This window comes from Paenibacillus hubeiensis (assembly GCF_032334105.1).
GTDB lineage: Bacteria > Bacillota > Bacilli > Paenibacillales > Paenibacillaceae > Paenibacillus > Paenibacillus hubeiensis.
In genome coordinates this window covers 675,231-699,478 of sequence record NZ_JAVYAE020000001.1, presented here as the reverse complement: position 1 = coordinate 699,478, position 24,248 = coordinate 675,231, and the positions used below count along the sequence as shown (strand labels likewise).

General features: G+C 50.4%; 23 protein-coding genes, 1 tRNA gene and 1 pseudogene. 17 read left to right on the top strand and 8 right to left on the bottom strand.

Annotated features, from left to right (window positions below):
- Positions 1-133 precede the first annotated feature (133 nt).
- Genes RSX24_RS03215 through RSX24_RS03205 form a run of 3 tightly spaced genes read right to left on the bottom strand, consistent with a single transcriptional unit; the run spans position 134 to position 1,566 of the window.
- A complete protein-coding gene (locus tag RSX24_RS03215) occupies positions 134-427 on the bottom strand; it encodes a putative quinol monooxygenase (RefSeq protein ID WP_339277211.1) in 294 nt (97 codons plus the stop codon).
- A 42-nt stretch (positions 428-469) separates the two neighbouring features.
- A complete protein-coding gene (locus RSX24_RS03210) occupies positions 470-1,120 on the bottom strand; it encodes a nitroreductase family protein (protein WP_343259638.1) in 651 nt (216 codons plus the stop codon).
- 26 nt (positions 1,121-1,146) lie between these two features.
- Positions 1,147-1,566: a MarR family winged helix-turn-helix transcriptional regulator gene (locus RSX24_RS03205; protein ID WP_236418431.1), complete on the bottom strand. Its 420-nt coding sequence runs from the start codon at positions 1,564-1,566 to the stop codon at positions 1,147-1,149.
- Between the two features lie 383 nt (positions 1,567-1,949).
- Here RSX24_RS03205 and RSX24_RS03200 point away from each other — a divergent pair, with 383 nt between their 5' ends.
- The 8 genes from RSX24_RS03200 (at position 1,950) to RSX24_RS03165 (ending at position 10,997) form a co-directional block, all read left to right on the top strand.
- The gene (locus tag RSX24_RS03200) at positions 1,950-2,471 is read left to right on the top strand and encodes a TetR/AcrR family transcriptional regulator (protein WP_343259637.1); all 522 of its coding nucleotides are present in this window, start codon (positions 1,950-1,952) and stop codon (positions 2,469-2,471) included.
- A 116-nt stretch (positions 2,472-2,587) separates the two neighbouring features.
- Positions 2,588-3,544 (top strand): SDR family NAD(P)-dependent oxidoreductase, encoded by a 957-nt coding sequence (locus RSX24_RS03195; RefSeq protein ID WP_343259636.1) that lies wholly within the window; start codon positions 2,588-2,590, stop codon positions 3,542-3,544.
- Positions 3,545-3,883: 339 nt separating this feature from the next.
- Positions 3,884-5,308 carry an FAD/NAD(P)-binding protein gene (locus tag RSX24_RS03190; RefSeq protein ID WP_343259635.1) on the top strand — a complete coding sequence of 475 codons (1,425 nt, stop codon included), beginning with the start codon at positions 3,884-3,886 and terminating at the stop codon, positions 5,306-5,308.
- A 217-nt stretch (positions 5,309-5,525) separates the two neighbouring features.
- Positions 5,526-5,999, top strand: a complete 474-nt coding sequence (locus RSX24_RS03185; RefSeq protein ID WP_236418416.1) for a hypothetical protein — start codon at positions 5,526-5,528, stop codon at positions 5,997-5,999.
- Between the two features lie 252 nt (positions 6,000-6,251).
- The gene (locus tag RSX24_RS03180) at positions 6,252-6,998 is read left to right on the top strand and encodes a DeoR/GlpR family DNA-binding transcription regulator (protein WP_236418414.1); all 747 of its coding nucleotides are present in this window, start codon (positions 6,252-6,254) and stop codon (positions 6,996-6,998) included.
- A 2-nt stretch (positions 6,999-7,000) separates the two neighbouring features.
- Positions 7,001-7,918 carry a 1-phosphofructokinase gene (gene pfkB / locus RSX24_RS03175; protein WP_343259634.1) on the top strand — a complete coding sequence of 306 codons (918 nt, stop codon included), beginning with the start codon at positions 7,001-7,003 and terminating at the stop codon, positions 7,916-7,918.
- Between the two features lie 80 nt (positions 7,919-7,998).
- Positions 7,999-9,966: a PTS fructose transporter subunit IIABC gene (locus RSX24_RS03170; RefSeq protein WP_343259633.1), complete on the top strand. Its 1,968-nt coding sequence runs from the start codon at positions 7,999-8,001 to the stop codon at positions 9,964-9,966.
- Between the two features lie 236 nt (positions 9,967-10,202).
- Positions 10,203-10,997, top strand: coding sequence for a class I SAM-dependent methyltransferase (locus tag RSX24_RS03165; RefSeq protein WP_343259632.1), 795 nt, complete (start codon positions 10,203-10,205; stop codon positions 10,995-10,997).
- A 104-nt stretch (positions 10,998-11,101) separates the two neighbouring features.
- Here RSX24_RS03165 and RSX24_RS03160 read toward each other — a convergent pair whose 3' ends face one another.
- Both RSX24_RS03160 and RSX24_RS03155 read right to left on the bottom strand, forming a co-directional pair.
- The gene (locus RSX24_RS03160) at positions 11,102-12,241 is read right to left on the bottom strand and encodes a zinc-dependent alcohol dehydrogenase (RefSeq protein ID WP_343259631.1); all 1,140 of its coding nucleotides are present in this window, start codon (positions 12,239-12,241) and stop codon (positions 11,102-11,104) included.
- Between the two features lie 78 nt (positions 12,242-12,319).
- Positions 12,320-13,483, bottom strand: coding sequence for an oxalate decarboxylase family bicupin (locus tag RSX24_RS03155; RefSeq protein WP_343259630.1), 1,164 nt, complete (start codon positions 13,481-13,483; stop codon positions 12,320-12,322).
- A 287-nt stretch (positions 13,484-13,770) separates the two neighbouring features.
- On the opposite strand from RSX24_RS03155, the gene RSX24_RS03150 reads away from it, so the two are divergent.
- From RSX24_RS03150 to tet, 6 genes are all read left to right on the top strand, one after another.
- The gene (locus RSX24_RS03150) at positions 13,771-14,673 is read left to right on the top strand and encodes a LysR family transcriptional regulator (RefSeq protein WP_236418387.1); all 903 of its coding nucleotides are present in this window, start codon (positions 13,771-13,773) and stop codon (positions 14,671-14,673) included.
- Positions 14,674-14,782: 109 nt separating this feature from the next.
- On the top strand, positions 14,783-15,535 hold the full coding sequence (locus RSX24_RS03145) for a spermidine synthase (RefSeq protein ID WP_343259629.1): 753 nt from the start codon (positions 14,783-14,785) through the stop codon (positions 15,533-15,535).
- Between the two features lie 146 nt (positions 15,536-15,681).
- Complete coding sequence (locus tag RSX24_RS03140; protein WP_343259628.1) at positions 15,682-17,298, top strand: sensor domain-containing diguanylate cyclase; 1,617 nt, start codon at positions 15,682-15,684, stop codon at positions 17,296-17,298.
- A gap of 240 nt (positions 17,299-17,538) precedes the next feature.
- The gene (locus RSX24_RS03135) at positions 17,539-18,000 is read left to right on the top strand and encodes a GNAT family N-acetyltransferase (RefSeq protein WP_339277228.1); all 462 of its coding nucleotides are present in this window, start codon (positions 17,539-17,541) and stop codon (positions 17,998-18,000) included.
- A gap of 66 nt (positions 18,001-18,066) precedes the next feature.
- On the top strand, positions 18,067-18,129 hold the full coding sequence (locus tag RSX24_RS32270; RefSeq protein WP_356723851.1) for a tetracycline resistance efflux system leader peptide: 63 nt from the start codon (positions 18,067-18,069) through the stop codon (positions 18,127-18,129).
- 30 nt (positions 18,130-18,159) lie between these two features.
- Complete coding sequence (gene tet, locus RSX24_RS03130; protein WP_343259627.1) at positions 18,160-19,536, top strand: Tet(L)/Tet(K)/Tet(45) family tetracycline efflux MFS transporter; 1,377 nt, start codon at positions 18,160-18,162, stop codon at positions 19,534-19,536.
- Between the two features lie 34 nt (positions 19,537-19,570).
- On the opposite strand, the gene RSX24_RS03125 is transcribed toward tet, so the two are convergent.
- Positions 19,571-20,563 (bottom strand): Gfo/Idh/MocA family protein, encoded by a 993-nt coding sequence (locus RSX24_RS03125; RefSeq protein WP_343259626.1) that lies wholly within the window; start codon positions 20,561-20,563, stop codon positions 19,571-19,573.
- A gap of 227 nt (positions 20,564-20,790) precedes the next feature.
- On the opposite strand from RSX24_RS03125, the gene RSX24_RS03120 reads away from it, so the two are divergent.
- A tRNA-Leu gene (locus tag RSX24_RS03120) sits at positions 20,791-20,875 on the top strand.
- Between the two features lie 62 nt (positions 20,876-20,937).
- Here RSX24_RS03120 and RSX24_RS03115 read toward each other — a convergent pair.
- Positions 20,938-21,129: a hypothetical protein gene (locus RSX24_RS03115; RefSeq protein ID WP_236418351.1), complete on the bottom strand. Its 192-nt coding sequence runs from the start codon at positions 21,127-21,129 to the stop codon at positions 20,938-20,940.
- A gap of 152 nt (positions 21,130-21,281) precedes the next feature.
- On the opposite strand from RSX24_RS03115, the gene RSX24_RS03110 reads away from it, so the two are divergent.
- Positions 21,282-22,430 carry a sn-glycerol-1-phosphate dehydrogenase gene (locus RSX24_RS03110; RefSeq protein ID WP_343259625.1) on the top strand — a complete coding sequence of 383 codons (1,149 nt, stop codon included), beginning with the start codon at positions 21,282-21,284 and terminating at the stop codon, positions 22,428-22,430.
- Between the two features lie 289 nt (positions 22,431-22,719).
- Here the strand turns inward: RSX24_RS03110 and RSX24_RS03105 are convergent, their stop codons facing one another.
- Positions 22,720-23,316: a helix-turn-helix domain-containing protein gene (locus RSX24_RS03105; RefSeq protein ID WP_236418347.1), complete on the bottom strand. Its 597-nt coding sequence runs from the start codon at positions 23,314-23,316 to the stop codon at positions 22,720-22,722.
- A 431-nt stretch (positions 23,317-23,747) separates the two neighbouring features.
- Here RSX24_RS03105 and RSX24_RS03100 point away from each other — a divergent pair.
- Positions 23,748-24,158, top strand: a pseudogene (locus RSX24_RS03100) (phage holin family protein); the annotation flags it as partial.
- Between the last annotated feature and the right edge of the window lie 90 nt (positions 24,159-24,248).

Here is a 24,248-nt window from a genome sequence, read left to right as displayed (position 1 = left end):
GCAAAGCGCAATGGCAGGTACTAAGCGAAGACACCGTGGATGGACAGGACAGCAAAAGCTGGACAACCCAAAAAAGATCGGTTTGGATCACGTCTGTGTGACCCGAAACCGATCTTTTTTTTGCTCACGGAGATTAGTTTACTTTCTCTCCAGCGAACACTTCCACGTTCATTGGCGCTGCCATGAAAGCAGCGGCTTGCTGCACGAAACCTTGGAAATGCGCGCTTGCGTTATGTGCTTGAGTAGCAGCTTCGTCTTTCCATTGCTCGACCATGATGTATTGGTGTTCTTGCTCGGTGTGTTTAACCAGCGTGTAGGAGATGTTGCCTTCCTCCTGGCGGGTTGCGGCAACCAGCTCCTTGGCGGCAGCGAGGAAAGCTTGCTCTTGATCGGGTTTAACGGACAGATGTGCGTGAATGATAATCATAATGACAACCTCCAACGTTTTTTTGTGAAAAGCAGGGGACGATTATGCCCAAGTCGTAATGGTGTCCACAGGCAAGCGGTAAGAAGGATGCCCTTCTTTGGCCGATTTGCCCATCGAAATCAGCATGACCGGTTGGAAGCGGTCTTTGTCCAGGCCGAACGCTTCCGCGATCTGGTCCTTCTCATAACCGCCAATCGGATTGGTGTCGTATCCATGAGCGCGCGCTACGAGCATCAGCTGCATCGAAACGAGTCCGGAGTCAATCAGGTTCACGTCGCGCAGATCGGAGGCAGCCATGTTCGCATAATATGGTTTCACTTTTTGCAGCTGCATATCCGCGATGTCTTTCGGCATGTATCCGAGTTCCACCGCTTTGCCAAAGATTTCATCCATGTGCTCGATATTGTTGGCATCATAGAACACGGCGATGACCGCCGAGGACGTCAGCACTTGCGTCTGGTTGAAGCGAGCGAGCGGCGCCAGTTTTTCTTTGCCTTCCGCACTGTCGATGACAAGAAAACGCCAAGGCTGCAGATTGATGGATGAAGGTGCCCGGGAAGCTTCTGCCAAAATCTCCGACATTTCCTCCCGGCTGATTTTTACTTCGGGATCATACGCTTTGACGGAACGCCGTCCCAGCACAATTTCATTAAAATCGTTGGTTTTATGAAATTTGCCTGTCGTTGTGCTCATATTCGTTTCTCTCCTCTGTCTACGGTTTATAAATTGTTCTGCATGCGTTCAAGATACCCCGCCAGGTTATGGATCTCTTCCTCGCTGAAACCTTCAAGGATTTGGCGGATCAGGATATCCTTTTCCGCCTTATAGCCATCGATCCGGTGGCGCCCCTCATCGGTGAGGGAAACGAACGTTTCGCGGTTATCGTCCGGATTTTTGCGCCGGCTGACCATGCCGTCCAGCTCCAGTTGTTTCAGATGGCGGGTAATGGCCGCCCCGTCGATATCGACGTTTTTTTGCAGCGCGGATTGATTGATCTCGTCGACCAAGTTCAACTGGCACAAAATTTCGAAGCGGGATGAGCTAATGCCCGTGCAGCGCTCGAACTTGGGACTGATCTTGTTGCCCAGCCCGTTCAGCAGCGTCAGGATCAGTTCTTCTTTGGAAACGATACGTGTCATGTCTGGACCTCCCGGGTAAATCTCATCCATGGACAAGGGCGTATGTTAACAAATTAATGGTAAAGTGCCACATACAGGGCCATTGCATAATGATGAACAGGGCCATCATCGTTGAGCGCTCAAAATTTGAGGCATCAATGATTGACGGCTCAATCAATATAGCATGGTTCATTTGTTTTTGCAACCATCCTCCAGATGAGACGAAATCAAAGGCCGATATGAAAAGGGACCTCCTCAGTTATTCTATCCGGAGTCTAGGACATTATTATTTCGTTTTTTCTTTATTGAGAAGGGTATGGGCCGGAGTATTTTGCAATGGGAGCGGTGATCCGCTATACTTCTGGTTATTGATTCATTCATAACCTATGTGGAGGTGCATTAAAATGGCAAAAGACGGAGTGGCATCGGTCAACCGCCGGAACGAAATTATTTCTGCAGCCATCGAGGTGTTTGCCGAAATCGGATATTACCGGGCCACGACCGCGCAGGTCGCCGAAAAGGCCAGAATCTCGCAGCCGTACGTTTTTCGTTTTTTCAAAACGAAGGAGGCATTGCTGCTCAGTGCGCTGGAAGTATCCTGGACGCGGATCATCGATTCTTTTCGTGCGGTGGTGGAGACGGCATCGGCAGAGGCGCTTGAACACGAACTGATCGAGGCATACGAACGAATTCTGGAAACGCATAAAAATGAAATCCTGCTCCAGATGCAGGCGCAGACGATGCGGGAGGAAGAGATACGGCATGCGATGCAAAAAGCATTAGGCGAGGTACGCAATATGGTGCTGAATGCTTTCACCCAGGCCGGATATGCAAACCCCAAATACAGAACGCTGACCTTTTTGGCGATCGGCATGCTGTGCAACATTTCTTCGGCGTTGGATATGCCTGAACTTAAGGAACGTTAAAGGGACGAAATGCCCTTTTTTGATTTAGTTATTGATCAATCACTAATTATGCGTTATGATATGGTCATCAGATAAGTAATTGATCAATAACACATCAGAAGGAAGGATGAAAGAAGATGAAAAAAGCGCTGGTTATCGGAGCTACGGGAGGAACGGGAGCAGCAATTACGGAGGAGCTGGTGAAACGAGGTGTAGAGACGATCGTGTTTGGCCGTTCGCGGCAAAAGTTGGAGCAGCTGGTCCACCGTTTGGGGAATCCGGCACATGTTCGCATCCAAACCGGTGATGCCTTCCGCAGCGAGGATATTGTGGCTGCTTCGGGCGGAGCCGATGTTCTGTTCCATTGCGCCAATGTCCCTTATCACGAGATGGAAAGCAGGTTGATTCCGCTCGGCGAATCCGTCATGCGGGCAGCAGGGCAGCTTGGCATCAAGGTTGTTGTCATGGACGGCATCTATCCTTACGGGAAAAGTCAGATGGATGAGGTCACCGAAGAGCATCCCAAACGGCCGCATACGCGAAAAGGGAAAACCCGGCTGGCTTATGAGCAGATGTTATTCAGCTACTCTTGGGCGAGGGAACGTCTCATGATTGTGCGCCTGCCCGATTATTATGGCCCGACCGCCAATGAAGCTTCTTACTTGGGTTCCACGCTGGATGCAATCGCGAAGGGGAGAATGGCATTTTTTATCGGAAACATGAGCATTCCCCGCGAATATGTATATTTGCCGGATGCGGCGGCGATGGTGGTGGAACTGGCGAGCAAGGAAGACACGTACGGTGAGAACTGGAACATTCCCGGATCGGGAACGATCTCAGGCAAAGACATCGTGCGCATTGCTCAGCAAGCGGCAGGCGTGAAAAAACCGGTGCTGGCATTGGGGAAAATCGGGTTGTCGCTGCTCGGGCTGGGTGTGCCGGTGATGAAAGAAATTGTAGAAATGCTCTATTTGACAACGGAACCTCTGCGATTAAGCCGAAAAAAATACGAAACAAGGATCGGACCGATCGTATCCACTGCCTTTGAAGAAGGGATTGCGGCAACGGTAAGAGAGATCAGAAGATCGTTGTAACTTTCTAAGTTATTGATCAATCACTAAATTCGTTTGAAGCGTTTAGGAAATAGTCATGATCTTTTGGTTATTCCAGTGCTTCTCAGGTTGGATGCAGACATAAAATCGCTCTTTCCGCCCTTTCGTTTCGATCAACAAGCATGATAGCTATTTTTAGGTTCAATGACAATTAACCTTCCATATACTTCAAATATGCCATTCGAGCTTCTATAATAACGCTAATCTATGGATGGGAAATGCAAAAGAACGGTTTATTACCGAATGAACATAACTTATATATAACTCGTTAAGTTATGTTTTTCCTTTGTTGCCATGCTTGTTTGGAAAGGGTGAATAATCATGAGCCTGGAAGCATTGAATGAACGCGTCAAAACTGACCTTGCCTATTTGGCATATGGAGGAAAGGACTGGCTGCAGCCCAAGCAGCACCCCAATGGGCATGTTTATGATGTCATCATTGTCGGCGGAGGACAAAGCGGCCTTGGGGCAGCGTTTGGGCTGTTGAAAGAAAGGATATCCAACATTTTGGTCATTGACGAAAACGAGGCTGGCAGCGAGGGGCCTTGGGAATCCTATGCCCGTATGGTCACTTTGCGTACGCCCAAACACCTGACATCGATTGATCTCGGCATTCCATCCTTGACGTTTAGGGCCTGGTGGGAAGCCCAGGCTGGACGTGACGGTTGGGACGGCATGGACAAAATTCCGCGCGGTGCCTGGATGAATTATTTGCGCTGGTACCGGCAAGTGCTGAATCTTCCCGTCCTGAACGAAGTGAAGCTGAGGTTGATCGAACCGCTCCCGGACGGAATTCACCAGCTTCACGTGGAAGGTGCCGGCGCGGATGCCGAGGTGCTGCTTGCCCGAAAAGTCGTGTTGGCCACAGGCATTCAGGGCGGCGGGGGATGGCATGTGCCGCCAATGATTGCAGACAGTCTGCCGAAGGAACGGTATGCGCATACGTCCGAGGCGATCGATTTCGAACGGTTGCGCGGAAAACGGATTGCGATCCTTGGCGGGGGAGCATCCGCCTTCGACAATGCCGCCCATGCGCTTGCGGCAGGCGTGGCCGAAGCTCATGTTTTCGTGCGCCGGGAGCAGCTGCCCCGCATCAACCCGATTCGGCAGATGGAGCAATCCGGCATGATCGAACGATTCCACGCATTGTCCGTCCCTGACAAGTATGCGGTGATCGCTCATTTTCTCCAATATAATCAGCCGCCGACGAACGATACATTCAACCGGGCTGCCGCGTGGCCGGGATTCGAACTGCATCTGGGGGCGCCTTGGTTAAGTGTGGCGGAGACTGGAAAAGAGGCTATCGTAACGACATCAAAGGGAACGCTTGCGTTCGATTTTCTGATCATCAGCACCGGATTGCTCAGCGATCCCGGATTACGTCCGGAGCTTCAGCTTGTGGAGCGTCATATTGCCCGTTGGGCGGACCGATACGACGCGCCCGAAGGCATACGCAACGCCCTGCTCGACGCACATCCTTATCTAAGCCCAGGCTTCGCGATGACAAGCAGGGATGAAGAAGGGGAGGCGCTGCTGTACGGATTGTTTGTTTTCAATTATTCGGCACTTGCAAGCTGCGGTCTCTCTGCATCGGCAATATCAGGCACCCGCAGCGCCATTCCGAAGTTGGTGGCGGCGGTGGCCGACCAATTGTTTTTGGATGAGCGGGAGTCCATCCTGAAACGGTATTACGGTTATGAGGAGAAAGAGTTCACCGCGACCTGGGGAGAAAGCATCAACGTATGATGATAAAGGGAGCCATGCTCCGATATGCGAACCGCGCAGCATTCTAATGCTGTGCGGTTTGTTTTTTTTGGGGGAACGGATCCGGATTGCAGGGATTTTCCTGTGCTGGCCTGTTAGAAGACGTTTTTCTTTGGCGGGACGGTTACGTCGAAACTGTTTTTGTTGTAAAATGTCGAATGTAGGATGTTGAAGGCAGGTGTAAGGAAGTATGAAAGAGATGAGCTATGAACAATTCAGGGCTCACTTGAAAAAGGCATCACGTCAGCGAGATGTACCCATCATTAAAATCATTGCTTTTCAGGAAAAGTATATGAAGCTGGAAGAAGTGCAGTTTTTCGACGTAGAACAAAATTATATGAGTGTACAGGCTTGCAACACCCTGTGGATGAACCTGGAAAACAAATCGTTCCGCAATCTGGTGTCGCAAAAGCTCCAATTGTATAAGGATATGGAGAACCTCGGCCGGCAATCGTTTGAAAATTTGCTTCGGGAATTGTACGATACGGCGGTCCCGCTATTGATCGAGTATGACCCAAATGAGTATTATACGTCAGCACAGTTGGCCGACATTCTAAGCGTTGACGAAACCAAGCTGATTGAACAACTGGAGATGGGGCGCTTCAAGGGCGCATTCATCAACGAAGAAGGCCAATGGCTCAAACCCAAACCAAGACGTGAGAAGAACCGTTAGCGAAATCTCGCGGATGACGACGAAATGACGGAAGCGGATCCTGCAGCGTTGTGCTTTGCACAGCGTTTGCGGGATTTTTGCCGTTGAAGGGTTTTGAATGAAATAGGCCGCTTGAACGTGTAAAATAAGGATATTGTGTGTACAAATTCGTCAAACCGTGCAGGATGATGAATGTTTTTAAATTATTTTGAAAGAAAATGATTGTTTTTTGCGGATTATATGATACTATAGAAAGCAGTTGGAGGAATGGCTATGTTAACAGAAGAGAGACATGCTGCAATTATAGAGCGCTTACATCAACGGGGTATCGTAAAGCTTCAGGAGCTTGTTGAGGTGCTTGGCGCCTCGGAATCCACGATAAGACGAGACTTGATCGACTTGGAGAACCGACAGGTACTCAAACGGATCCATGGGGGAGCTTCATTGATGAACGAGAAAGCGCTGGAACCCGGCATGGAAGAAAAAACATCCAAAAACATTCAACAGAAAATGATGATTGCCCGTTTGGCGGCGCAAGAGATCAAAAATGGCGAATGCATTTATCTAGATGCGGGAACCACTACATTAGCGATCATTCCGTTCATTGAAGCCACAGACGTCACGGTAGTTACCAATGGTTTGTCTCATGTCGAAGCATTGGTGGGCAAACGGATCCGCAGCTATCTGCTTGGCGGCATGATGAAAATGCATACCAAAGCCGTCATTGGAAGCATCGCATTGCAAAATATGGACCATTTCCGATTTGACAAATGCTTCCTTGGGACCAACGGGGTGGATCCAGAGATGGGATACACAACGCCCGACCCGGAAGAAGCGATGGTCAAAAGACGTGCCCACCAATTGTCAGGCAAATCGTACGTGCTTGCGGATTCCAGCAAAATCGGAGAGATCACTTTTGCCAAATTGTTTGATTTGGAGGAAGCCGACCTCATTACCGAGCAGATGCCGGAGCATTGGCGGAACGCAATCGCGCAGAAAACTAAAATAATTGAGGGATAACCATGATATATACCGTAACGCTAAACCCTTCCATCGACTACATCGTGGAAGTGCACGATATCCAGCTTGGAGGACTGAATCGCATGAACCGGGATCTCAAGCTCCCGGGAGGCAAAGGCATTAACGTATCGCGTATTTTGAACCAGTTGGGCGCGGAGAATACGGCGATCGGATTCCTGGGCGGATTCACGGGACGTTTCATCAACGATAAACTCCGGGAAGACCGGATCCGGACCGATTTCGTGACCATTGCGGACGATACGCGGATCAACATCAAACTGAAGCACGGAGAAGAGACGGAAATCAACGGTTTGGGCCCGGCGATCACGACCGAAGAAGCCGATCGTTTGGTAAGCAAATTGTCCGCCCTTCATCAAGGAGACATCGTCATCCTCTCCGGCAGCATTCCGCCATCGCTCGGCAACGATTTTTACGAAAAACTCATTGCGGTGTGTCGGCAAAAGGGTGCGGAGTTCGTGATCGACACGACCGGGCCGGCACTGATGGATGCGCTCAAGTATCAGCCTCTGCTGGTGAAGCCGAACCACCACGAGCTTGCCGAACTGTTCGGCGTCAACATCGAAACGCGTGAGGAACTGGTCGTTTATGGACGCAAATTGCTCGCAGCGGGTGCTCAGCATGTGTTGATCTCGATGGCCGGGGAAGGCGCTTTGCTGATTACCGAAACGGATGTTTTTCATGCCACAGTTCCGAAGGGGACGGTGAAAAACTCGGTAGGTGCAGGGGATTCCATGATCGGCGGATTCGTAGGTACATGGGTGCTGAACGGGAATTTGCAGGAAGCATTTCGAACGGGCGTCGCTTCGGGAAGTGCAACCGCCTTCTCCGATGATCTGGCCGAACGTGCATATATTGAGGAACTGCGTAATCAGGTAGGCATAACGCAAGTGCAGCCGTAACGACCTGGGTATGAAATGAAAAGTGAATGACGACCGGTCCGCAAGTGTCGGGCCGGAAGCGATTTAGGGGAGTGTAACCAATGAGAATAACAGACCTGATGATCCAGGAAGCGATGATCATGGACCTGCAAGCCACAACCAAGGATGAAGCCATTGACGAGCTGATCTCCAGCCTGAGCAGAACGGGACGCATCAACGATCCGGTAATGTTCAAAGACATGATCTACAAACGGGAAGCTGAATCCAGCACGGGCATCGGTAACGGAATCGCGATGCCGCATGCCAAAACAAGCGCGGTCAACGAACCTACCGTAGTATTTGCCAAGAGTCGAAAAGGGCTGGATTTCGAAGCGCTGGATGACCAGCCAGCACATGTGTTTTTTATGATTGCTGCGCCTGAAGGTGCCGGAAACACCCATTTGCGCACACTTGCGGCTCTTTCCAGGCTGTTGATTGATAACGATTTCATCGCTCAACTGATGAACACGGATTCCCCGGCTGAGGTCAGCGCGCTGTTTGACGCGAAGCAGGAGGAAGCCGAGAAGAAGGAAGCGGCGAAGCAAAAGGCAAAGGCCGATAAAGAGGCCAAAGCGGCAGCGGAGGCAGCTGTTCAGTCCAAGCCTGCCGGAATCATTGAGGGCAACCCGTCCTCGGAAGATTTCGTCGTTGCGGTTACCGCTTGCCCGACAGGCATTGCGCATACATTCATGGCGGAAGATGCGCTCAAGAAAAAAGCACAGGAAATGGGCATCAACATCCGGGTCGAAACCAACGGCTCCGAAGGCGCACAAAATGTGCTTACACCGGAAGAGATCGCGCGGGCCAAAGGCGTCATCATCGCAGCCGACAAAAAGGTCGACATGGATCGTTTCGACGGCAAACCTCTGCTGCAGCGCCCGGTCAGCGACGGCATTCGTAAGACAGAAGAACTGATCAGCAAAGCGGTGAAGGGCGATGCCCCGATCTATCGCAGTCAAGGTGCAGGTAAGGCCGGTTCTGATGAAGGCGCTGCCGAGAAAATGAGCGTGGGCAGCAAAATTTACAAAGATTTGATGAACGGGATTTCGCACATGCTGCCATTCGTCGTCGGCGGGGGCATATTGCTGGCTTTGTCTTTCCTGATCGAACAGGTAGCAAGTCCGGATAATCCGCTCTTCCAATTACTGCAGACGATCGGCGGCGGAGAGGGTGCATTCCACTTCCTGATTCCTGTATTGGCCGGATTTATCGCAATGAGCATCGGCGATCGCCCGGCATTGATGCCAGGTATGGTCGGCGGTCTGATGGCGGTCAACTCCAATGCCGGTTTCCTTGGCGGGTTAGCTGCCGGTTTCCTGGCTGGTTACGTCGTTGTTGGTTTGCGCAAGGCTCTTAAAGGATTGCCGAAAGCAATCGATGGCTTGAAGCCGATCCTGCTGTATCCTGTGCTTGGACTCTTGATCGTAGGTGCAATCAGTTATTACATTTTTGATCCGATCTTCGGCTCCATCAACACATGGATGGTGGATGCCCTGCAAAACATGGGTACAGGAAATGCCGTACTGCTGGGCATCCTGCTGGGCGGCATGATGGCGATCGATATGGGCGGTCCGTTCAACAAAGCGGCATATACGTTTGCCATCGGCGTGTTCACATCAAGCGGCAATACGGATGGTGCCTGGATGGCAGCCGTTATGGCTGGCGGTATGGTTCCGCCGATTGCGATCGCGCTGTCCACGACATTCTTTAAATCGAAATACACGGACCAAGAGCGCAAATCCGGTTTGACCAACTATGTGCTGGGCTTGTCCTTCATTACCGAAGGTGCGATCCCGTTTGCGGCAGCAGATCCGCTGCGCGTCCTGACATCCTGCATTATCGGTTCCGCCTTAGCTGGTGGCTTGACGCAGCTTTGGAGCATTAACGTGCCTGCTCCGCACGGGGGTATCTTCGTAGCCGCACTGGCGAACCATGCACTGTTGTTCCTGCTTGCCGTAGCCATCGGCTCGGTCATCTCCGGCCTGATTTTGGGCGTATGGAAGAAAAGACCAACGGCAGTGAAATCATAAACGTTCGAAATGTTGTGCTGCACACTGCATTTCCGGACACTTCCACACTTTGTTTCCGCAACATTCAAAAAAGCATCGCCCGAGTGGGTCATCACTGGGGTGATGCTTTTTTGTATTGTCCTATTGTTCGGGAAGCTTGACCTATGATAAGCTGAGGATATACCGATAAATGAAACATAGTTTTATCTGGTGAAACATGATGAGTCGGGCTATATCAAACTAAAGGAGGACGCGAAATGAGTGATGAGATCAAAAGTCGTGTTCGCAAACAATTTGGCGAGAATGCGCACAAGTATGTAACCAGTGCAGGACACGCCAAAGGGCAGGATCTGGCCTGGTTGGTTGAGGCGGCGGGAGCAGAACCGGGAATGAACGCCTTGGACGTAGCCACTGGCGGAGGGCATGTAGCCAATGCGCTGGCTCCTCTCGTCAGCAGGGTGACGGCGCTGGACATGACGGAAGATATGCTGCAAGCAGCCGGGCAGTTCATCCGGGGCAACGGCCACTCCAACGTGGATTTTGTCCCAGGGGATGCGGAAAAGCTGCCTTTTCCGAATGAATCGTTCGATCTGGTGACATGCCGGATTGCCGCGCATCATTTCCCGCATGTTCGTGATTTCGTCGCGGAGGCCTACCGGGTAACTCGGACTGGAGGAAGATTGCTGCTTATTGATAATGTGGTTCCGGAATCGGGGGAAGCGGATCGCTTCTATAATGAAATCGAGTGCCGGCGGGACCCTGGCCATGTTCGGGCATGGCGCAAGACGGAGTGGATTTCGATGCTCGAATCCGCCGGGTTCCGTGTGGAGACGATGGAGGTTTTCCGGAAAAACTTCGTTTTCACCGAATGGTGCGAACGGATGGCGCTTCCCCGCGCTGAACAGATCAAGCTGGAAGAAACGATGCTGGCAGCACCGGACCATCTTCAACGGACGTTTCGGTTTCAAAGCCGGGAGGATGGTACATTGTTTGGGTTCGAAGGCCAGAGCGTGGGCATTCGGGTTGTGAAGGAGCAAACTTCACTCCCTTAACGCTGAATAAGCAAGCCGGGTTGCGGTTGCCTCGGCTTGCCTATTCGATCGAAGCATTACAGGCCAAGCGGATGTCCGCCCTAAAGCACGAAACGGCCGGAAGACTACGGTTTAAGCACCACTTTGGTGCATTCGTCTTCGTGCTCGGAGAACATCCGGTAGGCTTCGCTTGCCTGATCCATCGGAACGCGGTGGGAAATGATTTCCGTCGGATCAAGCTCGCCGGCCGTAATTTTGCGGAACAATTCAGGCATGTAATGGATGACAGGAGCTTGTCCCATTCTCAAGTTGATGTTGCGTTCGAACAGGTTGCCGAGGGGGAACATGTTATACAATGAGCCGTATACGCCCGTAAGCTGCAGTGTGCCGAATTTCCGTACGGCCTTCATACCGATTTCAAGGGCGCTCAGGGTACCTCCCTGGAGCTTGAGCTTTTGCCCGATCTGTTCCAGCACCGTTTTTTTGCCATCCATGCCGACGCAATCGATGACAACGTCGGTACCCCCTTTCGTGATTTCACGAATATGTGCACCCATGTCCTCGAACTCTTCGAAGTTATAAGTCTCCACATCGTTCATGCGTTTGGCTTTATCCAATCGATAGGCAAGACGGTCGACGGCAATGACGCGCCTTGCTCCCTTCATCCAGGCAAATTTCTGCGTCATGAGGCCAACCGGCCCGCTGCCGAGAACCGTGACGGTATCCCCGGGTTTGACGCCCGCATTTTCGACGCTCCAATAAGCGGTCGGCAGCACATCCGACAGAAACAGCAGCGCTTCGTCCTCCAATTCGCATGATTCGGGAATGACGAACGGCACAAAGTTTCCGTAAGGGACTCTTAACAGCTCGGCTTGTCCGCCTGGATAATTGCCGTAACGGTCCGTAAATCCGAAATAACCCCCGGTATGGATGTCGGGATTACGGTTGGAGTTGTCGCACTGGCTCTCCATGTCGTGGCTGCAGTAGAAGCATTGACCGCATGCGATGTTGAAAGGGAGGACCACGCGGTCCCCCTTTTTCACGCGCGTAACGTCAGGGCCTACTTCTTCGACGATGCCCATCGGTTCGTGTCCGATGACATAATCCTTCTGTGCAGGCAATGCACCCAGATAAATATGAAGATCGGAGCCGCAAATGGCCGTGGACGTAATCCGGACGATGATATCGTCCTTTTTTTCAATGGTCGGGTCCTGGACTTGCTTGACTTGCAAGTCTTTGATGCCTTGAAACGTAACAGCTTTCACGATGCAGCCTCCTTTGTGTTCGGATTCTTTCTTTGTTTACCCAAAAAGATGCTGGCCGATCGACGACATTGCGGATGTTCAAACCACCGGCCATTTGATTTTGCGCAGCGAATGAAGCAGCTCGGGTGATGCATTGAGATTGCTTTGCACCAGTTGGGTCGGAGTCAACGCCATCCATTGATTCAGCGAAATATCCTCGAAACGGTCGCTGCGGAAAATTTCCAGAAACCACAACGTATCATTTCCGGTATTCTCAATGTAATGCCCCATGGCCACGGGAACGTATCCGACATCTCCGGCCCGGTAATCAAACGTGCGGGCCGTTCCATTGCCGCCGAATACCGTCATTCTGCCTTGCCCCGTCAAATAGTATTGCCACTCATCTGCATTGGGATGCCAGTGCATCTCGCGCATGGCTCCAGGCTTGATCTCGACCAAGGCCGCAGCAACCGTCGTCGAGATGGGGAAATTGCGCGAATCCACGATTCTTACGCTTCCTCCCGGCGTAACGAGCGGCTCCTGCGCCAACAGCCGATGGGTGAATGTCAGCGGAACCGTCCCGTATGGCGACTGGACTGCCTGGCTTTCGATCGAACCCGGTACTCGGTCTGGATAGATATATACCTGGTCTTTCGGAAGGTGGGCGAAGGCATTCTCCGGCACTCCGAAATTGCGGGACAATACTTCGGGCGGAGTGTGCGCGAACCAGTCGGAGATGGATAACGTATTCAGGTCCGAGAACGTCCCGTCGTCAAACACCAGCAAAAATTCGCAGCCTTCTCCCAGGCCTTGTATGGAATGGGGAAGCCCTTTGGGGAAAAACCAAAGATCGCCGGGGCCTACATCCGCAATAAAGTTGCGACCGTCCTGATCGACAGAAGTGATCCTGGCGGTTCCCCAAATCATGTATGCCCATTCCGACTGCTGATGCCAGTGGAGCTCGCGCACGCCTCCGGGAATGAGGCTCATGTTCACGCCGGCCAGCGTGGTAGCTACGGGAAGATCCCGCACGGTAATCTCGCGCGACCAGCCGCCTTGATTAAGCTGCATATGGGTGTTCGAGAAAGACATCTTCAGATTGGGCAACAGGCCGGAGTCGGTCGCCGGCGGCACGAGCATGTTCGGATTTTGCCGGTCGAGCATCACGTTGCGCGGTCCAAGGTCTGGTCCGCCAGCCCCATCCTTACGGATCGGCTGAGGCACGTTCACGTTTTTGAGACGGGTATGATCCGGATTGGTCATTGTTTCTTGTCCTCCTTGCAGGGTTAGTGCTTATTTTGGATACGCCTAATTCTCGTTATTTACACCTATGATGGGGGGCCTGCTCAATATGTGGGACAATGACCGGATAAAACATTCTGGCGACGCTTTTTGGGAGAACGTGCCGTGACCCACCGCCCTTGGGTTTGTAAGTTTCGGGTTCTTTCTTTGATGGCGGGTTAAGGCTATTATGATAAAGAGGGATGTGGACGGTTTTTTTGCCTGAGATGTCCCTGAGAACTGGGATACGTTTGAAGGGAGAATCAGGAATGACGCTGCAGCAATTAAAATATGCGATCGAAGTGGCAACGCGCGGCTCGATGAACGAAGCGGCCAAGCGGCTGTTTATTTCGCAGCCCAGTTTGTCGAACGCGATTCGGGAATTGGAGCAGGAGCTCCGTATTACTATTTTTGAACGAACCAACAAGGGGATTACATTGTCCAAGGAAGGCGTCGAATTTCTTAGTTATGCCCGTCAGGTCGTCGAGCAGGCCGAACTGTTGGAGAATCGTTATCTGAATGCCAAGCCGTCTCCGCAGCATTTTTCCGTATCCACGCAGCACTATGCGTTCGCGGTCAATGCTTTCGTGAATTTGGTCCGGCAATACGGGCATGAGGAGTATGAGCTTGCCTTGCGCGAAACGAAAACGTACGAGATCATTCAGGACGTGCGCAGCATGCGCAGCGAGATCGGGATTTTGTACCTGAACGAGTTCAATGCCAAAGTCATCAACAAGCTGCTCAAAGACGCCGGGTTGGAGTTCAACAGCCTGTTTACGGCGAAACCGCATATATTTATCAGCATTCACAATCCGCTTGCCAAGCAAGCTTCCGTAACGATTGAGCAGCTTCGGGATTACCCGTACCTGTCTTTTGACCAGGGGGAGTACAATTCGTTTCATTTTTCCGAAGAAATATTAAGCACGCTCTCCCATCCCAAAAGCATACAGGTCAATGACCGGGCGACGTTGTTCAATCTGCTCATCGGGCTGAACGGGTATACGATCTCTACGGGCGTGTTAAGTTCGGATTTGAACGGAAACGAGATTATTCCGGTTCCGCTGGAGTGCGAGGAGTCGATCAACGTAGGCTGGATTCGCCATAAAAGCGCCTCCTTGTCCATTCTGGGCGAGGCATACGTCCATGCGCTGCATGAAGCGATCGGCTCCTGATTCGTTCCCGGTTGGAACGGTTTTTGTCATTTTGATGGAGCGGAGCATCCAGTGACTGTTATAATAGAAGTAATGTACTTATATTTAGCGGAATGAGGGAACGTCACACGTGCGAGTGTTATATCGGAATCGGAGCGAACAACATGACTTGGTGGTATACGATATCAAGAAACTTTACGGGGAGAAGGGGCAATTTCGGGTTTTGGAATTTTCAGGTGAGGCCGTTCAAGGAGCGATGGATCTGGAGCAGCCTGCCCGAATGGTGCTGGAGTACCCGCGAGCGATGGTTCATTTAATGGAACGGAACAACCCGGAATTCGAGACGGCGTTTATTATAGGGCATGGCATCGGCACATTGTCTGCCTATTTGGCAAATCGGCGGCTCAAGGTGGCTGAACTGGATGCCGAAGTGGTTGAAATCAGCAGGACGTTTTTTGGTTACGAGGCGAATGATGTCATTGTGGGCGATGGACGGGAACTGCTGGAACAGGAACCTTCGGGGATGTACGACGTAATCATCGTTGATGCGTTTACGGCAGCAGGTACGCCTGCACAGTTCATGTCCAGCTCTTTTTTTCGTTTGGTGAAGGACAGATTGCGACCGAATGGCCTGTTATTGATGAACGTTTTTGGACGATCGGGCAATGACAGGCAAGTGAATGCCATCTATGCTACGCTTTCGGAACATTTTGACCGCACACGCCTGTTTGCTTTGCCGACGGAATCCGGCGATGAGATCCAGAATCGCATTCTGGCCGGAAGCGACTCCGCAATTCATTATCAGGCGCGGCAAATGGCCGGGTTCGTGGAGCAGCAGCCTGGTGAAGGGCATGTCATTCAAAATGAAGATCATTGGCTGTAAAACCTCCTATTGGATTTGGAATGGCCCGGCGGCAATGCCGGACATCATGGATGATAAATGTTTGCGAAATAGACATACCTTCTTAACAACTTTCGTGTAAAATATTACGATATGCCTTTCATGAAATTTCGGGGGAACGAACAATCATGATTTCACAGAATGCAGCATCCAGATTTCGGGGGAAGTTCAGGAGGTTCAAAAAGATAAGTCTCACCGCATTGCTCGGTGGGCTCGTTACCATTTCGGTTCTGATGACGTTAACCATTATGTTTATATCGTCGTACACTTCCCAGAAACAATCTTTGATCAACACAACGTTATCCTTGAATTATTCGAATGCCGTGCAGATGAGCAATACATTGGATGCGCTATTCAAATCCATGCAGAACAATCTGGCCCATGATGCCAGGTATTTCGCCGATCTCGACTATTCCGATTCGCGAAAGCTGAATTCCGCATTGGACCTGATCAAGAACAGCAGCAATTACTTCAACTCGATGACATTGGTGGATTCGGACGGGCTTGTCCTTAGCATATCGCCGTATTCGGCCGATTCGGTTGGTTACCATGTTTCGTCAGAGGCTGCAAAGACAGCGCTCCGATTACAGGAACCGTACATATCTGAAGCGTACAAGACGCCCCGGAAGAAACGCAGAATCGTATTTGTCAGCGAACCCGTCTTTGACGCGCATGGCAAATTCAAAGGAATGATCGGGGGCAACATCTATTTGCAGGATCAGAATATTCTGAATCTGTTGTTCGGAAGCCAGATGAAAACAAGTCAAGGATCTCATTTTTTCATCGTGGACTCGAAAGGCACGCTCATTTATCATCCCGACACAGCGAGAATCGGGGAGAACATTAGCCGCAATACGGTCGTTTCCAAGCTGCTGAACAACGAGAAGGGCAAGGCACAATACAGAAATCTGGCTGGCGTCGATTCTCTCGCAGGTTACTATAAGGTGCCCACAACGGATTGGGGAGTGGTCGTGGTATCTCCGACCCAGACCGTATATGACCAGTTGAATCATCAAATCGGGCTGCTTATCCTGTACACTTCCGTTCCTTTTTTGCTGCTGACCCTGATCGTCATTCGTGTTGCGAGACAACTCGCTCGTCCATTCGTATCGCTGACCGATCTGGTGCAGCAGGTGGATCAAGGGAGAGTGTACTTGCCGATCATGAAGCCGCATTGGAACCGGGAAGCGGACTTGCTGAATCGTACGGTGCTGTCGGCATTGGCCAATTTCCGCAAGCAAAGGGAGCAGCTCACTTATGATGCAAGAACGGATGTTTTGACCGGAATGACCAACCGCAGAACGTTTGAAGAGGTCATCCAGAATTGGTTGGACGAAGGCATCCGCTTTTCGATCGTGGTGCTCGATATCGACCGTTTCAAATCCATTAACGACACGTATGGGCACCATGCAGGTGACGAAGTATTGAAGCATATCGCCAACCTGATCCGGTTATCGGTGCGCCCGGAGGATGTGAGTTCGCGATTCGGGGGCGAGGAATTCGTGGTATTGCTTCGTGATGCAGATACCAAAGAGGCCTATCAGATTGCGGAGAACATTCGCGTTTCGGTTGCAGGCAGCGTTATGCCCGTGGATCGGCAAGTGACGATTTCGGCAGGCATCGCCGAGCATCCCCTCCATTCTTCGTCCGCGAGCGAGCTGTTTCATCTCGCGGATACGGCCTTGTACAGGGCAAAGGAAGAGGGACGCAACCGTACCGTAACGATAAAGGCTTTGCGAAAATAGCGAAAAAAAGAAGCTGATCCCGGACGAACGGGGTCGGCTTCTTTCTGTGAAGAGCGGCCTGCACGTCCTGCTGTTTGGTCTGAACCTCGTTGGTGACTAGGCGTTGTTGATGAGTTAGACCTTGGATGAAAAGAGTTTTATAATAGATTGAATGAAGGAAAACGATGGATCAAGTCTGCAAGAGCTATTACATAAGGTATCTTAACGGACGATTATGCAAGCGGATAAGGGGGGATTAGCGTGGTATGGGTTGACAAACTATTGCCGTTTACGGAACACAATCTGCCGATGCTGGAGGATTGGTTTAAAGATGCAGAGGTTCAGCAGCGATTGGAGGGAATGCTTCCGTTAGGTGAATGGTACGAGCATGTGGAACGGCATCCCGGTTATCACGTGCGGATCGCGTATGCGGAGAGAGAAGTCGTGGGCATAATTATGCTCGAGCAGGATGAGCAAAATACGGGCAGCATTGCCGTCATAGTCAAACCATCCGTCAGGAACCAGGGATATGGCAGGGCAATGCTTGAAAAAGCAATGCAGCTCCCCGAGCTCAGGACGATTCATAAGTGGTATGCGGGGATCGAAGCTGACAACGTCGCTTGTTTGAAATGTTTTCAGTCTGCCGGTTTTGTATTGGAAAACGAAGCTCCCGATGAAGACGGGTACTACTCTTTATGGTATTGCTCCGATATTCAAGCATAGAGCGACAATGAAGCGCAGCAACTAAAAATGATAAGTATAATTAATTTTATGTGGAGGGGATTACTTATGAAGTGCAATAAATATAACAGGGTACAAATCGAAGAAGGGAGCGTATCACTGACCCTATAAACTACGCTGCCTCATGTTTGGAGGTAGAATGTGAATACATCTCATTCACAATCAACTTTGCGACACAACCCCATTTTAATTTGGCTTTGTGTGCTTTCTTTTTTTAGCGTATTAAATGAAATGGTTCTGAACGTCTCATTGCCTGATATCGCCAATGATTTGAATAAACTTCCAGCGAGCACAAACTGGGTGAATACAGCTTTTATGTTGTCCTTTTCGGTTGGAACAGCGGTATATGGAAAGTTATCGGACCAACTGGGCATCAAAAAACTGCTCTTGTTTGGGATTATCGCCAATTGCTTCGGATCGGTAATCGGTTTTGTTGGTCACTCGTTCTTTCCCATCCTTATTCTTTCACGGTTTATTCAAGGGATGGGTGCAGCCGCATTTCCCGCACTCGTGATGGTTGTAGTTGCGCGCTATATCCCGAAAGAAAACAGGGGTAAAGCATTTGGTCTTATCGGATCCATAATCGCCATGGGGGAAGGGGTCGGACCGGCCATTGGTGGAATGATTGCCCATTACATCCATTGGTCATATTTGCTGCTTATCCCAACGATGACGATAATCACTGTGCCGTTTCTTGCAAAACTGTTGAAAAAGGATGAAGGAACCAAAGGTTATTTTGATACAACGGGTATTATATTGATGTCACTAGGCATTGTATTTTTTATGCTGTTTACAACGTCATTTACAATTTCTTTTCTTGTCCTCAGCATTCTCTCTTTCCTGATATTTGTAAAACATATTAAGAAAGCTGAAAACCCTTTTGTCGATCCTGCACTGGGTAAAAATATTCCATTTATGATTGGAGTCCTTTGTGGCGGGCTAATCTTCGGTACGGTAGCAGGTTTTGTCTCCATGGTCCCTTATATGATGAAAGATGTTCACCAGTTAAGTACTGCGGCTATCGGAAGCGGGATTATTTTTCCCGGAACGATGAGTGTCATCCTCTTCGGTTACATTGGAGGATTGCTTGTTGATCGGAAAGGTCCTTTGGTTGTATTGACCATGGGAGTTGCCTTACTTTCCATCGGTTTTTTGATCGCTGCCTTATTTGCAGAAGCAGCACCATGGGTTATGACCATGGTATTGGTTTTGGTTTTTGGTGGGCTTTCATTTACTAAAACCGTTGTTTCTACAATAGTGTCAAGCAGTTTAAAACAAAATGATGCTGGTGCCGGAATGAGTTTGCTTAATTTTACTAGCTTCTTATCAGAGGGAACAGGTATTGCGATCGTTGGCGGATTATTATCCGTACGTTTACTGGATCGAAGGCTGCTGCCTGCAATAACTGAACCGCCTGCGTATTTGTATAGTAATATGCTCCTGCTTTTTCTGGGAATCATGATCATTAGCTGGTTGGTTACCTTAAGAATCTATAAGCGAACTCAGAGAAATATATAATAAAGGCCAATTCGGTCCACCGCTACAGCCAAACCTACAGAATCGATGTCAATATGCGGTCGCATAACGCCATCGTGCCAATGTTGTCTTTCCCGCTGCTAAGAGGGGTTGCTCCGGTACGGCAGCATGCCATGAAATGGGCCATTTCGCCCACGAATCCCCGCAAATAAAGGTCGCGGTATGCACCGGACATGGGCGAGGCTGAAGGAGTGAAGACAGTATCCTGCTCTTCAAGGGATTTCCATGGGATATTCGATGAAGTGCGGGAGGAGTGCACGGTCAGGGTGTTGATCTCATCCGCAGAAGCAAACCCGTTATCAAAGGTGACCAGCAGGCTTTCGCTTTCGCGGGACCATGCACTCATGCCGGTAAAATAAATGCTGCCTGCTACGCCGCTGTCGAACGCGATGGAAATGCTCTGGTTGATTTGACGTCCCGTTGTGGCCCGGGTTCCCGTTACCTCTACCGCTTCGCCGAAGAGGAAACGCATCAGATCGACCATGTGAATGGCGGCCAGTTTAATGAACTGTTCTTCATCTTCGCAAAACGGTGTGGAATCCACGGCGAAGCGCATTTGAAACGAACGGGCTTGTCCCAATTCGCGCCGGTCGATCAACTCCTTTAATTTCATGTAAACGGGAGCATATCGTTTCATGAAACCAACCATGAGCACAACGCCGGCATGCTCGGCCAAGCGGGATAATTCCTCTGCTTCGGCTGCATTCCATCCCAGCGGTTTATCTACGTATACATGTTTGCCCGCACGAATGCAGTCGCGAACGAGAGCCGTCTGGTCATGCGGCTGTGCAACGACAACGATGCCATCGCAGTTTTCGTTGCGCAGCATTTCGAGCGCGTCGCCATACGCTTGGCCTTGGCTGCCGAAACGAAGCAACGCGGCCCGTGAACGTTCGATGCTGCGGGTGGATATGGCCTGAATCTTGGCTCCTGCTTCTACGGCAGCGGGCAGGATGTTGGTGGTGGCATGGAATCCTGCTCCGATAAAACAAAGTTTGGTCTGAGGCAACGCCAATCTCTCCTTGAAAATTTGATTTGTACATGATTTGGCTGATCTTGATGACATCATGTTTTAAGATAGCGGGTTCGCATTCGATTAAAAAGGACATATGTCCTTTTTTTTGATACAAAAATATATTGCAATCGTGTTGAATAACCTGTATACTCTTAATTACGGTGAAACAAGCAATGGTTTGACCGGAGCATTTTCACATCAATGAAAAAGCTGCATATTATGCGGTCGTGGCGGAATTGGCAGACGCGCACGGTTCAGGTCCGTGTGGGCTAACCCCCCGTGGAGGTTCGAGTCCTCTCGACCGCATCTCAGAAAAAGAATGGAAGAGTTGCACACGCAATTCTTCCATTCTTTTTTGTTTATTCAACTCAACTTCGTTTTGTCTGCTGCTGTAAGTAATCTGCTGCCCAGAGGCCGGCAATCACGCCGGCCAGACCGCAAATCGCGACCGTGCCCATAAGGTGGTTTGGCTGGAAACGGAACAGGAACGAGATGCCGCTGCCCAGCGTCGTGCCGGCAAGAAAGCCGAGGGCGATGCCGATGTCCTTCGTGAATTTCATAGATTCACCTGCTTCTGTTGTGGTAAGTGGTTGCAAAGTAGCAGAACTAGCGGTAAAGTGTGATCAGGAAAAATATAACATCGTTTTCCTTGTTTTCATTGTGCGCTTTAACCGAAGAAATATGCATGAACCCAGGACAGGAGGATGGAAGAATGAATATGAACGAACGAATTGCGGACTGGAACAGGCGAGCCCAGGAATGCGATTGCGGACATGAGCATCGTGAGGTGGAAATCCAGGTGGTCATGGAGCATGGTGCGATTCGCAAGGTGCCTGACTATTTGAGCCGGAAGTCATATCATCATGTGACGGTCGTTTATGATGCGAGTACGGGGCCCATTGCCGCTTTTGGCGTGGTGCGGAGCCTTCGAGCAGCGGGAAACCGGGTGGATGAGATCTGTTTGAGACCTGCGGCTGCCGGAGATGTCATTGCCGACGAGGCGGCCATCGTACAGCTGCTTTTGGGCGTGCAGCAGGGAAGTCAAGCGATCATTGCGATCGGTTCCGGGACGATTCACGATGTCGTTCGTATCGTGTGCGCCAAAATGAACAAATCGTTTCTGTCAATTCCAACGGCAGCATCGGTGGATGGTTTTACGTCTGCGGGAGCGCCGCTCATCGTAAACGGGGTAAAGCAAACGTTTCAAGCGGTTCCGCCGGAAATCATTTTTGCCGACATCGACGTGTTTGCATCGGCACCCCAAGAGATGACGGCAGCAGGTTTCGGAGACATGCTCGGCAAATTTACGTCCCTTGCCGATTGGGAAGTATCCCGCGATCTTGGAGGAGAGCCATTCTGCCCTGTTGCATACCGGATGACCAAAGAGGCATTGGACGCGTGCATCGATCAGGTGGATGCGATTGCGGGGGGAAGTCAGGAAGGCGTGACTGCGCTGATGGATGCATTGATCATGTCAGGCATATCGATGCTGATCATCGATCACTCTCGTCCGGCCTCCGGAGGGGAGCATCATGTATCCCATCGCTGGGAGATGGAGCTGATGGAGCTGGGTCGCAAACCGATTTTGCACGGGGCCAAAGTGGGTGTGGCTTGTGCGTTGTTGACGGGGAAATACAAGGAGCTTGTACGTACAACGAACGAGCGAGCCTTTCAGGTATACCGATCATTGCCCGAACAGGAGCAATTGTCTGCATGGTTGGGACAAGTTGGCGGGCCGACCACAACGGAAGAACTGGGCATTTCTCCGGAGATGGTGGAACGCGCTTTTGCGACCGCGCATACGCTTCGTGATCGCTATACGGGGCTCAAATATATGAACGAAGTCCTTTGTTCCAAATAACGGGTGCGAGATACATTTGTTTCGCGATGGCGGGGTTATTTGTCTTTTTGTTAGTTGTACGTACAATTGTCTATATTTTTAATTTATGGTCGAACAAATTTTTTTTGGATTGTGTGTAATCAGACTTTTGTATGTATTATTCACAACAGGTTTCAGGTTATTGAAGTTGAATTGCTCGACAAAACAAAAAACACGGGATTTGGCCATTTCAGCCATATACCCGTGTTTTCTGTATTTAAGGTGACATTGGTTGTCGCCGGGTGCACTGCACCCGGACAGTCTGCTCCATTTAGTTGCTGCGGCGATCTTTCAAGATAACATCTGCAAACAATATCGTTTTTGGAATGCGGAAAAATTGTTCCGCCTGTTCCTGAAACGCAGCGGAAGGCAGCGTTCCCTGATGCAGCCATTTGCGAAAAGTGCCGGGGTGAACCCCGATCCAGTGGCTGACATCTGTCACCGACAAATCATGGACCATGCATAAGCCTGTCAGAATACGGTTGCTAACCGGAGAACGGGTCACCGTACGCTTCATGAAACGGGAAGGCTCAGGCTGGCAAATCACCGGGCTTTTGCGAACGACTTCTTCATTGAAAAGAATGTGGCGCGGGTAGCCGAGCAATTGGCAGGCCTTGTCCAGATTGGTACTGCCGGGTATCCGCCCTTCGTATACCCAGGCGCTTACGCTCCGGGACGAAATGGACAGGTCTTCGGCCAGCTGGGACAACTTGATGTCATTGGCCATCAGCACGGCAAGAAGAACGCGATTACGGATTTGACAGCGTGTCGGTTTGCGGAATCGTTTCACACGGACGCCTTTACCCAAGTATTTACGGTTGATCAGAGACCACGCCTGGATGGAATGTTGTTCTGGTTGATTAGGCATATTTCCTCCGATTTTTTTAAACAAATACTACAATAAGAACAGGGGTACTTTCAAGTGCCAGGTGCACCGTTTTGCAAACGCGAACCGCGATGGCGCATGGCCGGGGGGGGAGTTATGGACTAGAAGTTTGCCCGTGGACTTCCTAGTATATTCCTAGATTACAATGATTCACTAAATTTTCAGAGTTAAAAGAAGCTGTAGAAACATCAAAATGATTCTATAAGACTATTCTTAGGACTATTTTACTTTTTCCGAATTTTTGTTGATATGATGCGGTTTGTTTACCTCTATTAGCCAATGTTTTCCGGATTCGCCTTTCACTTTTTAATGTGATTATGCGCAAACCGGCAATCGCATTTCCACGGTTTGCACCAGGCAACTGGTTGGTCAAAATCTCTTAACCGTGCATATCTTGTACAGAGGATCAAGAGATGGGGGGGAGCATTGTGCAACCAGCCGTGAATACCTTTGCAGCCATTTCAGGAGCTATTGTTACGTTTGCTTTTGGTGGATGGGATCAGCTGCTCAGTCTGTTGGCCGTTGCCATGGCCATAGATTACATTACGGGTATTGCTGCAGCTGTAAGGTCGGGTACCGGTTTAAACAGTAATGTCGGTTTCTGGGGGCTTGCCCGCAAGGGGCTTATGCTCACGGTCATCCTTCTCGCTCACCGGATCGATCTGTTAATGGGAATGGATATCATCAAGGGTGGGGCGATTTATTTCTATTTGGTCAACGAGCTGATTTCGATTACGGAAAATTATGCCAAAATCGGTCTTCCGCTGCCCGAGAAACTTCGTCAGGCCATTACGGTACTGAAAAAGAAAGAAGGCATCTCGGATCAGGAATGGTCACGGTCTGGCGCCAAGTCTGAGTCGGAGAGCGAAGCCAAACCGCCGGTTTCTGACCAGAAGCAGCCTGAATCCCGGTTG

What these genes read in the sequence shown, in the direction of transcription:
- RSX24_RS03215 (WP_339277211.1), bottom strand. Translation starts at nt 427, where the DNA reads ATGATTATCATTCACGCACATCTGTCCGTTAAACCCGATCAAGAGCAA.
- RSX24_RS03210 (WP_343259638.1), bottom strand. Translation starts at nt 1,120, where the DNA reads ATGAGCACAACGACAGGCAAATTTCATAAAACCAACGATTTTAATGAA.
- RSX24_RS03205 (WP_236418431.1), bottom strand. Translation starts at nt 1,566, where the DNA reads ATGACACGTATCGTTTCCAAAGAAGAACTGATCCTGACGCTGCTGAAC.
- RSX24_RS03200 (WP_343259637.1), top strand. Translation starts at nt 1,950, where the DNA reads ATGGCAAAAGACGGAGTGGCATCGGTCAACCGCCGGAACGAAATTATT.
- RSX24_RS03195 (WP_343259636.1), top strand. Translation starts at nt 2,588, where the DNA reads ATGAAAAAAGCGCTGGTTATCGGAGCTACGGGAGGAACGGGAGCAGCA.
- RSX24_RS03190 (WP_343259635.1), top strand. Translation starts at nt 3,884, where the DNA reads ATGAGCCTGGAAGCATTGAATGAACGCGTCAAAACTGACCTTGCCTAT.
- RSX24_RS03185 (WP_236418416.1), top strand. Translation starts at nt 5,526, where the DNA reads ATGAGCTATGAACAATTCAGGGCTCACTTGAAAAAGGCATCACGTCAG.
- RSX24_RS03180 (WP_236418414.1), top strand. Translation starts at nt 6,252, where the DNA reads ATGTTAACAGAAGAGAGACATGCTGCAATTATAGAGCGCTTACATCAA.
- pfkB (WP_343259634.1), top strand. Translation starts at nt 7,001, where the DNA reads ATGATATATACCGTAACGCTAAACCCTTCCATCGACTACATCGTGGAA.
- RSX24_RS03170 (WP_343259633.1), top strand. Translation starts at nt 7,999, where the DNA reads ATGAGAATAACAGACCTGATGATCCAGGAAGCGATGATCATGGACCTG.
- RSX24_RS03165 (WP_343259632.1), top strand. Translation starts at nt 10,203, where the DNA reads ATGAGTGATGAGATCAAAAGTCGTGTTCGCAAACAATTTGGCGAGAAT.
- RSX24_RS03155 (WP_343259630.1), bottom strand. Translation starts at nt 13,483, where the DNA reads ATGACCAATCCGGATCATACCCGTCTCAAAAACGTGAACGTGCCTCAG.
- RSX24_RS03150 (WP_236418387.1), top strand. Translation starts at nt 13,771, where the DNA reads ATGACGCTGCAGCAATTAAAATATGCGATCGAAGTGGCAACGCGCGGC.
- RSX24_RS03140 (WP_343259628.1), top strand. Translation starts at nt 15,682, where the DNA reads ATGATTTCACAGAATGCAGCATCCAGATTTCGGGGGAAGTTCAGGAGG.
- RSX24_RS03115 (WP_236418351.1), bottom strand. Translation starts at nt 21,129, where the DNA reads ATGAAATTCACGAAGGACATCGGCATCGCCCTCGGCTTTCTTGCCGGC.
- RSX24_RS03110 (WP_343259625.1), top strand. Translation starts at nt 21,282, where the DNA reads ATGAATATGAACGAACGAATTGCGGACTGGAACAGGCGAGCCCAGGAA.
- RSX24_RS03105 (WP_236418347.1), bottom strand. Translation starts at nt 23,316, where the DNA reads ATGCCTAATCAACCAGAACAACATTCCATCCAGGCGTGGTCTCTGATC.